This window comes from Aeromonas sp. s9 (assembly GCF_040907765.1).
Taxonomy (GTDB): domain Bacteria; phylum Pseudomonadota; class Gammaproteobacteria; order Enterobacterales; family Aeromonadaceae; genus Aeromonas; species Aeromonas caviae.
Genome location: NZ_JBFOCK010000044.1, coordinates 22,418 through 34,547 on the forward strand (window position 1 = coordinate 22,418; position 12,130 = coordinate 34,547).

The 12,130-nt window shown below is 62.2% G+C and carries 8 protein-coding genes and 1 pseudogene; 7 read left to right on the top strand and 2 right to left on the bottom strand.

Going from position 1 to position 12,130, the window contains the following annotated elements:
* Window position 1 precedes the first annotated feature (1 nt).
* The 6 genes from AB5Y54_RS08725 to AB5Y54_RS08750 all read left to right on the top strand — a co-directional run bounded on the left by AB5Y54_RS08725 (window position 2) and on the right by AB5Y54_RS08750 (window position 7,702).
* On the top strand, window positions 2-463 hold the full coding sequence (locus AB5Y54_RS08725) for a hotdog fold thioesterase (protein WP_039038762.1): 462 nt from the start codon (window positions 2-4) through the stop codon (window positions 461-463).
* A 180-nt stretch (window positions 464-643) separates the two neighbouring features.
* Window positions 644-2,542 carry a DEAD/DEAH box helicase gene (locus AB5Y54_RS08730; protein WP_029314717.1) on the top strand — a complete coding sequence of 633 codons (1,899 nt, stop codon included), beginning with the start codon at window positions 644-646 and terminating at the stop codon, window positions 2,540-2,542.
* Window positions 2,543-2,871: 329 nt separating this feature from the next.
* Window positions 2,872-3,354 carry a molybdopterin-binding oxidoreductase gene (locus tag AB5Y54_RS08735; protein WP_043154943.1) on the top strand — a complete coding sequence of 161 codons (483 nt, stop codon included), beginning with the start codon at window positions 2,872-2,874 and terminating at the stop codon, window positions 3,352-3,354.
* A 1-nt stretch (window position 3,355) separates the two neighbouring features.
* Window positions 3,356-5,290 (top strand): bifunctional diguanylate cyclase/phosphodiesterase, encoded by a 1,935-nt coding sequence (locus tag AB5Y54_RS08740; RefSeq protein ID WP_323899712.1) that lies wholly within the window; start codon window positions 3,356-3,358, stop codon window positions 5,288-5,290.
* A gap of 208 nt (window positions 5,291-5,498) precedes the next feature.
* On the top strand, window positions 5,499-6,404 hold the full coding sequence (locus AB5Y54_RS08745; protein ID WP_323899714.1) for a LysR family transcriptional regulator: 906 nt from the start codon (window positions 5,499-5,501) through the stop codon (window positions 6,402-6,404).
* Window positions 6,405-6,508: 104 nt separating this feature from the next.
* Complete coding sequence (locus AB5Y54_RS08750) at window positions 6,509-7,702, top strand: MFS transporter (RefSeq protein WP_161469647.1); 1,194 nt, start codon at window positions 6,509-6,511, stop codon at window positions 7,700-7,702.
* 63 nt (window positions 7,703-7,765) lie between these two features.
* On the opposite strand, the gene AB5Y54_RS08755 is transcribed toward AB5Y54_RS08750, so the two are convergent.
* Window positions 7,766-9,088 (bottom strand): Na+/H+ antiporter family protein, encoded by a 1,323-nt coding sequence (locus AB5Y54_RS08755; protein WP_041213040.1) that lies wholly within the window; start codon window positions 9,086-9,088, stop codon window positions 7,766-7,768.
* 226 nt (window positions 9,089-9,314) lie between these two features.
* A complete protein-coding gene (gene rnt / locus AB5Y54_RS08760; RefSeq protein ID WP_161469648.1) occupies window positions 9,315-9,977 on the bottom strand; it encodes a ribonuclease T in 663 nt (220 codons plus the stop codon).
* 145 nt (window positions 9,978-10,122) lie between these two features.
* On the opposite strand from rnt, the pseudogene AB5Y54_RS08765 reads away from it, so the two are divergent.
* Window positions 10,123-12,095, top strand: a pseudogene (locus tag AB5Y54_RS08765) (methyl-accepting chemotaxis protein).
* Window positions 12,096-12,130: the final 35 nt, after the last annotated feature.

The window sequence follows — 12,130 nt, forward strand, 5'->3', positions numbered from 1 at the left end:
CATGAGTCAAGAAAGCAGCCCCATCTGGCGCAAACCCATGAGCCTGGAGGGGCTCAACGCCAGCTCCCGCAACACCCTGATGGCCCACCTCGACATCGTCTACACCGCCTTTGGCCCCGACTGGCTGGAGGCCACCATGCCGGTGGATCATCGCACCCATCAGCCGCTCGGCATGCTGCACGGCGGCGCCTCCGTGGTGCTGGCGGAAACGCTGGGATCGCTTGCGGCCAACATGGCGGTGGGGGAGGAGAGTTATTGCGTGGGGCTGGAGGTCAATGCCAATCACCTACGGGCCAAGCGGGAAGGGGTGGTGACGGGGCGCTGCGCGCCGCTGCATCTGGGGGCGACGACTCAGGTGTGGCAGATCGAGATTCGCGATGAACGTGGTCGTTTATTGTGCACCAGCCGATTGACCATGGCGGTGCTCAAGCACAAGCGGGACAAGGACTCTGGCGAAGCGTGATCCGCAATAACGCATCATGAGTGAAAAATAAGCAAGCCATAGTCGCGAGATCCCTCTATAATTGCCAACGTCTTGAGACACCTATCACATTTTTCAAGACAGCAGAACAAAGTGGCGCTATAATCGCCGCCTTTTTGCTATTCCGCGGTGTTAGCCGCCTGCCTTAATCTGGAAGAATCTATGTCTGATACCGAACAACTGCCCCTTTTTAGTGAGCTTGGACTGGCCGCGCCCGTATTGAAAGCGCTGCAGGACGTGGGCTATGAGCGCCCGTCTCCCATCCAGGCCGCAGCAATCCCCCACCTGATGGCGGGACACGATCTGCTGGGGCAGGCACAAACCGGTACAGGGAAGACCGCTGCTTTTGCCTTGCCTCTGTTGTCTCGTCTGGAAGCTGGTAACCGTAACACCCAGATCCTGGTGCTGGCGCCGACTCGTGAACTGGCCCTGCAGGTGGCTGAAGCGTGCCAACGCTATGCCCACCACATGCCTGATTTCCACGTGCTGCCCATCTACGGCGGCGCCTCCTACGAAACCCAGACCCGCGCCCTGCGCCGCGGTGCTCAGGTTGTCGTGGGTACCCCGGGCCGCGTGATGGACCTGATCCGTCGCAAGAACCTGGACCTCTCTGGCCTGAAAGCCCTGGTGCTGGACGAAGCAGACGAGATGCTGCGCATGGGCTTCATCGACGACGTGGACTGGATCATGGATCAGTGCCCGGCCGGTCGTCAGGTTGCCCTGTTCTCTGCCACCATGCCGGAGCAGATCCGTCGTGTTGCCCAGAAGCACCTGAAGCAGCCCAAAGAGATCAAGATCGCCTCCAAGACCGCGACCGCAACCACCATTCGCCAGCGTTACTGGCAGGTGACCGGTCTGCACAAGCTGGACGCCATGACTCGTCTGCTGGAAGTGGAATCCTACGAAGCCCTGCTGGTGTTCGTGCGTACCAAGAACGCCGCTGAAGAGCTTGCTGGCAAGTTGGCCGCTCGTGGCCACGCCTGTGAAGCGCTGCACGGCGACATCCCGCAGAAACTGCGTGAGCGTACCGTTGACAAGCTGCGTCAGGGCCAGCTGGACATTCTGATCGCCACCGACGTAGTTGCCCGCGGTCTGGACGTTGAGCGCATCACCCACGTAGTGAACTACGACATTCCCTACGACACCGAATCCTACGTTCACCGTATCGGCCGTACCGGCCGTGCCGGTCGCAAGGGTGAAGCCATCCTGTTCGTGGCACCGCGCGAGCGTCGCATGCTGCGTGCCATCGAGCACGCCACTCGTCAAGCCATCGAGCCGATGAAGATGCCGAGCACCGAGGACATCAACCAGCACCGTCTGGCCAAGTTCAAGGAGCGCATCCGCGAAACCATGATGGGTGAAGAGCTCGAGATCTACCACAACCTGGTGAACGAGCTGATTGAAGAAGATTCTGCCGATCCGCTGGAGCTGGCTGCTGCACTGGCCAAGCTGGTACAGGGCGATCAACCGCTGCTGCTGGATGACTCCATTCCGGATCCGGTGTTCAACGCTGGCAACGATCGCGGTGGCTTCGAGCGTCGTGAGTTCAACGACCGTGGCGGTCGTGACTTCGGTGACCGTGGCGATCGTCCGGCCCGTCGCATGCCGTCCCTCGAACCGCGTCCGCTGAAAGACAACCCGGACGTGGAGATGGAGCGTTACCGTGTCGACGTGGGCGCCCATCACGGCGTCAAGCCGGGCCAGATCGTGGGTGCCATCGCCAACGAAGCGAACATCGAGAGCCGCTTCATCGGCAACATCGACATCGCCGATGACTTCTCCACCGTCGATCTGCCCAAGGGCATGAGCGCCGAGGTGCTGGAAGTGATCAAGAAGGCCCGTGTCTGCCAGCGTCCGCTGCAGATCACCCGTTACACCGAAGTGCCGGCCGGTGGCAACACTGCTCCCCGTCCGCCCCGTGGTGATCGTCCGTTCCGTGGCGACCGTCCTTTCAACAAGGATCGCCGTCCCCAGGGTGACCGTCCCTTCAACAAGGATCGCCGTGAAGGCGGTTTCGACAAGGGTCGCAAATTCGGTGGCAACAAGCGCCGCGACAGCTAAACCCTGACTGCACTGATGAGAAGGCCGCTCCATGGAGTGGCCCTTTTTGTGTCTTTTTTTCAGATGCGTAGCGAAGATTGTCACCTTTTTCCGGCCGTGGTGGGCATCCGGTTTGATGAGGAGCCAGTGAAAGAAAAATGGTGCAATCCATTTGCCTGGGGGTGGCGCCTGGTGTCATTCTTTGGGAATCGATTGGATACTTTTGGAAGACGCACAATCGTTGCTGGTTGCAAACGACTGCGACTTTGGTCTGAAGGTGCATTCTGTTGTTTGCATATGAGTCAGCAGAGTGAGATGAATAAATAAACCGTATGACAGGGAGGTGCGTGATGGGCAAGTGGCTTGGCAAGGTGTTGCTGATATCTGGATGGCTCGTGTCGGGTATGGTGTTGGCGGAGGAGCCCTTCTTCAGAATTGCGGGGGCGGGGTGCTGCAATGGCAAGGGGGAGGTGGTGCTGACCCGTGCCGAGTTTGAGGCCTTGCCGCAGACGGAAGTTAAGACGGGGACGCCCTGGACCGAGGGGGAGCACCTCTATCGCGGGGTGTTGCTGCGGGACCTGGTCAGGATCTACGGTCTCAAGAGCCAGGAGGTCAAGGCCCTCGCGGTCAATGAATACTGGGCCGCACTGCCGCTGGAAGACGGGGAGAAGTACCCGGTGCTGGTGGCCGAGAAGCAGGATGGCAAGGCTCTGACCCTGCGCAACAAGGGGCCGCTCTGGGTCATTTATCCCCTCACCGACCATCCCGAACTCAACAAGGAGATCTATCACAGCCGGATGGTGTGGCAGCTGACGGCGCTGGAGAGCAAATAAGATGCTGAGCAGCAAGTTCTTGAGCCTGATCCTGATGGTGACCACCTTTTTGGGGGTGACCCTCTGGTCGGTCTGGAACTATGACCGCGCGTTCAATGAGGTGACGCGCTACACCCAGCTCTCCGCCTGGGCACTGGCCCAGCTCGAGCTGGAGATCCACGCCTTCGAGAAGGGCTTGCAGCTCTATCGTGCCGGTGCCGTCAGCCGGGAGGAGATGAACAAACGCTTTGACATTGCCTGGAACCGGCTCAATGTCTTCCTGCACGGGGAGGAGGCAAAGTCGGTCAGGGCCCGATTCGGTGCGGACAAGGCGGTCGGCAAGATCCTCGCTCTCTTCGAACATTATGAGCAGGATGTGGTGCAAGGGGAGCCGGATTCCCCCGCACTCAAGATGTTCACGGCCGCACTCGATGACGAGATGCGCGGGGTGCGGGACGTGATGGTGAAAAACTTTACCGGGCCTTCTGCCATCGCCCAGCGTGAGCTGCTCAACGAGTCGAGAACCCAGAACTTCTTCATCCTGGGGTTTCTGATGCTGGCGACTATGGTGATGTTGATGGTGCTGTTTCGCGAAGTGCGTCGCCAGCATTTTCTGGCGTGGAACGACCCTCTCACCCGTCTCCCTAACCGGGCGGCGCTCATCAAGCACCTCCAGCAGTGGACCAGCCACCCCGGGCGGCGCAGCAGCATCACCGTCTGCCTCATGGATCTGGGGCATTTCAGGGAGGTCAATAACAGTCTGGGTTACGAAGTGGGGGACGCCTTGCTCAAACGGCTTGCGGCGCGGATCAAGGCCGCCTCTGGCCAGGGGATCTTCGCTGCCCGAACCGGCAGTGACGAGTTCACCCTCATCATCACCGGCACCATGCCCACCTATCTGCGCTTCCCGTTTCTGGAGCAACTGCGCAGCGAGCTGGCGGATCTGGTGTTTGCCGCCGATCCGGCGCACCGGGTGCGGGTCTTCATGGGCACCAGCCAGTACGTGAAACCGGATCATTCACCGGAAGAGATGCTGTTGTTTGCCGATATCGCCCTCGACAGCGCCAAGCGCAAACGGCTGAATGACAATGTGCTCTTCTCCAGCAGCATGTATCAGCACTATCAGCGCAAACGCCGGCTGTCGACCGAGCTGCGGGAGCTTATCCACTGCCCGCAATGCCCGCAATGCCCGCAATGCCCGCAACTGGCCCTTTACTATCAGCCCATCGTGCGCGGCCAGAGTGTAGTGAGGCTGGGGGCCGAGGCGCTGATCCGCTGGCATCATCCGGAATATGGCTTTATTGCCCCCCTCGACATCATCTCGCTGGCAGAAGAGAACGGGTTGGGCGAGGCGCTCGGGGGCTGGATCATCCGGCGCATGCAGCTCGATCTGTCCGGCTTCCCGGAGGAGGTGCTAGCACCGCTCGAGATCTCCATCAACCTCTCCAACTCCATGTTCAACATGGGGTTGGCCAGGGAGATTGAAGAGAAGATGGAAGATGGGCCGTTGGGGCTGCACCAGTTGATAGTGGAGCTGACCGAAACCATCGCCCTTGATGACATCGCCCTGAGCAAGCAGATCATTCACTCCCTGCGCCAGATAGGGGTGCGGGTGGCCCTCGATGACTTCGGGACCGGCTGGTCCTCGCTCTCTTACCTGCGTGAACTCTCTTTCGACAAGCTCAAGATCGACCGCTCCTTCATCACCGCCATCGACAAGGATCCCCGTCAGGCGCTGTTCGTCGAGACCATCACCACCCTCTCTCATCAGTTGGGGGTGCGTGTCGTGGCAGAAGGGGTGGAAAACAGCGATGAGCTCAAGGCGGTGCTCACCATAGGGGTGGATGAGATCCAGGGTTATTTCTACTCGCGTCCCTTGCCGCTGCCGGAGTTCATGCAGTTCTGTCACCGCTATTTCGCCCACAGCGCCGCTATTCAGGAAGTGGCACTGGGGTAGCCTTGGGGCAATCGAGCTCCTGTAGCCTTGTCTTCGAGTCCCTCTGTTCGATTGTTCCTGGTTGATATTTCATCCCGACACCTTTCTTCCATGGCAGCACCGCCCTTGACGCGGTTTTCTTGTGCCTCCTGCCAGAACGAGGGTGCGAGAGGGCAGGCCCGGTGCTACCTTGTGCCACGAACAGTGCCACAGGGCAGAGGAGCCATAAATGGATCGCTTGGGGGTGATGGAGGTGTTCGTGCTGGCGGTGGAGACCGGCTCGTTTTCGGCGGTGGCCCGCCGACTGGGGATGGGGCAACCCACGGTTTCCAGATTGATTGCCCAGCTTGAGGCGCACCTTGGCAGCCGCCTGTTGCTGCGTTCGACCCGGGGGCTGGCGCCCACGGAGGCCGGAGAGGCCTACTATCTGCGGGCGAGAGAGATCCTGGCCCAGGTCAACGAGGCCGATGCCATGGTGCAGCAATGCCGGGCCGGGCTGAGCGGGCGTCTGCGGGTGAGCGCTCCCGTCACCTTCGCCCGCCTGCATATCATTCCCCATCTTGCCGGTTTTCTGGAGGCTCACCCGGGACTGGATCTGGAGATCCTGCTGGATGACGGCAATGTGGATCTCATTTCGGCGGGCATCGAGGTGGCTCTGCGGATCGGCAAACAGGCTGACTCGTCGCTGGTCGCCCGCTGCCTCGCCCGAAGCGACGTGCGGGTGCTGGCGACGCCGGCCTATCTGGCCGCCAAAGGAGAGCCTGAGACCCCTCAGGCTCTGCAACAGCATGATCTGGTGCTTTACAGTCCACGGCCCGGAGTGGGGCTGCAGTGGCGATTTCGCCGCGGCGTCGAGGAGAGGGTGGTTTCCGGAGAAGGCAGGCTGACGGTCTCGGCGGCCGAAGGCATGCGCGCCGCCGTGCTGGCAGGACTGGGGCTCGGTATCGCCTCGGAGTGGATGTTTGCCCCCGAGCTTGCCCGCGGCGAGGTGGTGGCGGTGCTGCCCGAATGGCAACTGCCCATGCAGGAGCTCTGGAGCCTGCTCCCGGCAGGTCGCCAGCCCGGTGCCAAGGCTAGCGCCTTTCTGGCATTCGTGACCGGCCTGCCCGGCGTGGGGCATACGCCAGCGGAATAACTGTTATGGTCCCCACCGCTCTACTGGTGGCGACGCTCCCCGGGTAGGCTGTGCGCATGGGGCCCGTATCCTGGCGGGAGCCCTTCTAACACGAGGAGAAGATCATGAGTACATCGCCTTCTGCCGGAGGGGCCGCAACCCCCGGCCCCTCCCTGCTCTTCGCCATGGCCCTGTCATGCGGCCTGGCAGTTGCCAACATCTACTACAACCAGCCCATGTTGGCGGTGATCGCGCAGGACTTTCCCGGGCACTCGGGCATGCCATTGATCGCCATGCTGACCCAGCTTGGCTATGCCATGGGTCTGCTTTTGCTGGTGCCGCTTGGCGATGTAGTCGAGCGCCGCTGGCTCATTCCGGGGCAGTTTGCACTGATCGCGCTGGCTTCCCTGCTGGCGGCCACGGCCGCGAGTGCCACCACCTTGATGCTGGCCTCAGTCCTGCTCGGCATCGGGGCCACGGCGGCCCAGCAGATAGTTCCGGTGGCGGCGACCCTGGCAGATCCCGCCCGCCGTGGTGCCGTGGTCGGCAGCGTGATGAGCGGCCTGCTGGCCGGGATACTGCTCAGCCGCACCGTCGCCGGCCTGGTCACCGCCTATGGCAGTTGGCGCGCCATGTTCTGGCTGGCCATTCCCCTGGCCCTGTCGGGGGCCCTGCTGATGGCCAGGATGATACCGTCCGGATTGCCGCGCTCTCCTCTCGATTATGGCCGTCTGCTTCACTCTCTGGTCGGTCTGTGGCGCGAGGAGCCCGCCTTGCGCAGCGCGACCCTGACCCAGGCCTTGCTGTTTGCCTCCTTCAGCGCCTTCTGGACCGTGCTGGCGTTCTACCTGGCCGAACCTGCCTATGGGTTGGGGGCCGACGTGGCGGGTCTGTTCGGCGTCATCGGGGTGGCTGGGGTGGTGGCGGCCCCTCTGGCAGGCCGGATGGCGGATCGGTTGGGGGCCAGACCAGTGGTATTGGCCGGTGCCGTGCTGGTGGTGCTTGCCTGGATCTGCTTCGAGCTGTGGCTCTCTCTGGCCGGGCTGGCGTGCGGGGTCATCTTGCTGGATCTCGGAGTGCAGAGCGCACTCATCGCCCATCAGCAGCGCATCTATGGTCTGAGACCTGAGGCCAGGGGGCGTATCAATACCCTCTTCATGACCGGCATGTTCCTGGGGGGAACCCTCGGCTCCAGCCTCGGGATGCTGGTCTGGCAACAGGGACACTGGCTCGGGGTGGGAGCAGCCGGCATGGGGTTGGCCCTGGTTGCCTGTCTCTGCGCCCTGGCCGGCAGGCGGGGGCTGCAACCGGCCATCTGAGGCATGTGCAAGACAAGAAAGGCGACTCCGGGGTCGCCTTTTGTCTGTCTGCTCGGGATGGACTCAGAGCACCATGGCGGCAATCCAGCCGAAGATCACCAGGGGGATGTTGTAGTGGATGAAGGTTGGCACCACGCTGTCCCAGATGTGGTCGTGCTGACCGTCGGCATTGAGGCCCGATGTGGGGCCGAGCGTCGAGTCGGAGGCGGGGGAACCCGCGTCCCCCAGCGCGCCCGCGGTGCCCACCAGGGCGATGGTCGCCATGGGCGAGAAGCCGAGGTGGATGCACAGGGGCACATAGATGGTGGCGATGATGGGCACGGTGGAGAAGGAGGAGCCGATCCCCATGGTGATGAGCAGGCCCACCAGCAGCATCAGGAAGGCCGCCAGTCCCTTGTGACCGGCCATCATGGTGGAGACGGACTGCACCAGACTCTCCACCCCGTGGGTCTCCTTCATGACGGCGGCGAAGCCTGCGGCCGAGATCATGATAAAGCCGATGAGGGACATCATGCGCACACCCTGGGTGAAGGCATCCTGGCTCTCGCGGAATTTGATGACGCCGCCGCAGGTGAAGATGATGAAGCCTGCGAGCGCCCCCAGCACGATGCTGTTGGTCATCAGTTGCAGGCCGAGTGCCACGGCGATGGCCAGCAGGGCGACCCAGATGTGGTTGAGATTGAGCTCGACCGTCTCGGGTTCGGCGGCCAGGATCTTCTCCAGATCATACTGACGCGGCTTGCGGTAGCTGAAGAAGACGGCGATGAGCAGGCCGAGGAACATGCCGAATACCGGGATGGCCATCGCCAGGGGCAACTGGCTGAATTCCACCGGTACGCCGTTGTCGACGAGATTCTTGGCCAGGATGTTGTTCAGGAAGATGCCGCCAAAGCCCACCGGCAGCAGCATGTAGGTAGCGGTCAGGCCGAAGGTGATGACGCAGGCCACCTGACGGCGGTCTATCTGCATCTGGGCCATGACATGCAGCAGCGGCGGGATCAGGATGGGAATGAAGGCGATGTGCACCGGGATCAGGTTCTGGGAGGAGATGGAGACCGCGAGCACCGAGGTGAGCAGCAGGCTCTTGACCCAGAGAATGCGGGTGCTGCTGGCATCCTTGCCGAGCTGGTTGATGACCTTGCGGGCCAGCAGATCGGTGATGCCGGAGCGGGAGATGGCTACCGCGAACGCCCCCAGCATGGCGTAGGAGAGGGCGATTTCTGCACCGCCGCCCAGGCCGCCGGTGAAGGTGCTGAGGGTCTGCTCGAGGGAGAGTCCGCCGAGCAGGCCACCCACGATGGCACCGATGGCGAGGGAGACCACCACATTGATCCGCAGCAGGCTGAGCACCAGCATCAGCGCCACCGCGATAACAACAGGATTCATTTGATTTCCTTATGGATTGTGTTGCTGTCAGTCGTGTGAAAGCCAGCTAGTTTGCGAAAAACAGGCTAAATGTCGAGAAAAAAATCGGCGGATCCCGGCCAAGGGACGCATCTTCTGCTGGCGGTGAACGGGAACCGGGAAAATGGCCCTTCTTCGTTGCCCAGACAGGTCCCCTCATGCAGACAGGCTGCCATGGGCAGCCTGTCTGGGCAGGGGCTGGGAGTGTTCAGCCCTCGTCTTCGGTGTCCGTCATTTCATCCGGGTTGGCCAGAGGCCAGCCTCCCAGGCTCTTCCAGCGATTGACGATGTGGCAGAAGAGCTCTGTGGTGCGCTCGGTGTCGTAGAGGGCCGAGTGGGCCTCTTTGTTGTCAAAGGGGATATTGGCGCTCTGACAGGCCTTGGCCAGCACCGTCTGCCCCAGGGCAAGACCCGAGAGGGCGGCGGTGTCGAAGGTGGCGAAGGGGTGGAACGGATTGCGCTTGAGGCCGGCCCGCTCGGCGGCGGCCATCACGAAGCCGTGGTCGAAGGTGGCGTTGTGGGCCACTATGATGGCGCGACCACAATCCTGCTCCTTCATGCCCTTGCGCACCCCCTTGAAGATCTCGGTGAGTGCTTCCTTCTCGTCCACCGCGCCCCGCAGCGGGTTGAAGGGGTCGATGCCGGTGAACTCCAGCGCCGCTTTCTCCAGATTGGCGCCCTCAAAAGGCTGGACATGAAAATGGAAGATCTGGTCAGGGACGAGCCAGCCCTGCTCATCCATCTTGAGGGTGTGGGCGGCTATTTCCAGCAGGGCATCGGTCTTGGCATTGAATCCGGCGGTTTCAACATCGATGACGACGGGGTAAAAGCCGCGAAAACGGCCCTTGAGGGTGTGAACGGCGTCGGTCATGGTATCTCGGTCGGCGTGAAAGGAGGCGGCATTATGGCAAAAAAGCGTGCCCTTGTCCCTTATCTGCCGCCATGGGACGGCAAGAGGGCCATTTTGAAACACCTGTGCTTATAATGGGCGACGTCAACCATGGAGGGAGAGGACGATGAAGAAGCTGGGATTGGCACACAAGATGATGTTGGTGGTCTGTCTGCCGCTGTTGGCCCTGCTGTTTTTCTCCGGCCGGTACGTCTATGAACGTTATCGGGTCGAACAGGAGATGAGCGGCGCCCTGGTCGCGCTGGCGGTGGTGAAGGAGGCGGCGCAGCTGGCCCATGAGCTGCAACGGGAGCGCGGCATGTCGGCCGCTTCCTCGGTTCTGGCGGCAGCAAGTTTCGCGATGCGCTGCCTGCCCAGCGCAAGGTGGTGGACAGCCTGTTGCAGCGTTTTCATCAGGATCCTGCCTTGCTGGCGCTGACCGAGGTGCAGCAAGGAGTGGCGGGACTCACCGCCATGCGTGAGCGGGTCAGCGCCCTGGGGGTCGAGATGGCGGAACAGGTCGGCTTCTATACCCGCCTCGTGACCGCCTTGCTGGCGGTAGTGGACAAGATAAGTGTCGACAGCATGGATGCCACCATCGCCCTGCAGACCAATGCCTACGCTGCCTTCCTGCAGAGCAAGGAGCGTGCGGGGCTGGAGCGGGCGACGCTCAGCAACGTCTTTGGCCGTGACAGCTTCACGCCTGCGCTGTTGCAGCAGTTCATTTCCCTGCTGGCGGCCCAGAACACCTATCTCGAACGTTTCCAGGCGGTGGCGAGTCCAGCCCAGCGTCAGTTGCTGAACGACAGCCTCGCCTCACCCGTGGTGGCCAAGGTGGCCGCCATGGAGAAACTGGCCCTGGACAAGGCGGCAAGCGGCGGTTTTGGTGTCGATGCGGAGGCCTGGTTTGCCTTGAGTACCGACAAGATAGGCCTGCTCAAGGAGATAGAAGACAGCCTCTATCAGCAGCTCTTCGAGCGGGTTGAACAGATGCGGGTCGGGAGTGCCAGTGACTTCTGGTGGGGGGCGGTTGGCGTGTTGCTGTGCATCGTCCTGACCACCTTCGTCTGCTGGCGGGTAGTGCGGGATCTGCATCTGGGCTTTATGGCCCTGCACCAGACCTTCAAGCGCCTGGTGCAGGAGAACGACCTGACCGTGCGGGTCGACTGGCGATCCGGGGATGAGCTGGGGGCCCTGGCGCGGGATCTGAACCATTTCCTCGGGCACCTGGAGAGTTTGCTGCTGGCTGTGCGCCACTCCTGTGACGTGCTGATACGCAGCGCCGCCAGCTCTGCCGAGGTCATTGCCGAGGTGAATGCCGGCGTAGTCAGGGGATGCGGGCAGGTGGATCTGGTGGCGACTGCCGCCACCGAGATGGCATCGACTGTCGCGGAGATTGCCCGCAACGCAACCCAGACCTCCCAGGCGACCCAGCAGGCCATCGGCCGGGCGAAGCAGGGTGACAAGGAGGTGGATCAGACCATCCACACCATCCAGCAGGTCGCGGGTACCCTGAGTGATACCCAGCAACTGGTGGACAGCCTGCATCAGGATACCGAGTCGGTGGGCGAAGCGCTCAACCTCATCAAGCAGATCTCGGACAGAACCAACCTGCTGGCCCTCAATGCCGCCATCGAGGCGGCTCGTGCCGGTGAATCCGGGCGCGGCTTTGCGGTGGTGGCCGACGAGGTGAGAGCGCTTGCCTCCCGTACCCAGCAGGCGGCGGACGACATAGAGCGGATGCTGGGCCGTTTGCGCCAGGGGGCCAACGAGGCGGTGGCTGCCATGCACACGGGCACCGAACAGGCCAGCCTTAGCGTGACGGAGGCCAAGCGGGCGGGGAGCGAGCTGACCGACATCGTCAACGAGGTGCGCAAGGTGAGCGACATGACGGCCCAGGTGGCCACCGCCACCGAGGAGCAGCGTTACGTGACCGACGACATCCAGCAAAACGTGATGACCATCCGTGACGTGTATGAAGCCCATCGCCAGCACTCCCATACCCTGCAACAACACAGTGCCGAACTGGATGCCCTGGCCCGGGATCTGGCGGGACGCATCGCCAGCTTCAAGCTGATGGCCCCTTCTTCCCCCCACTGAGCGTTTTGACCTAAAGCTTGTCCTGCCGCTGCCGA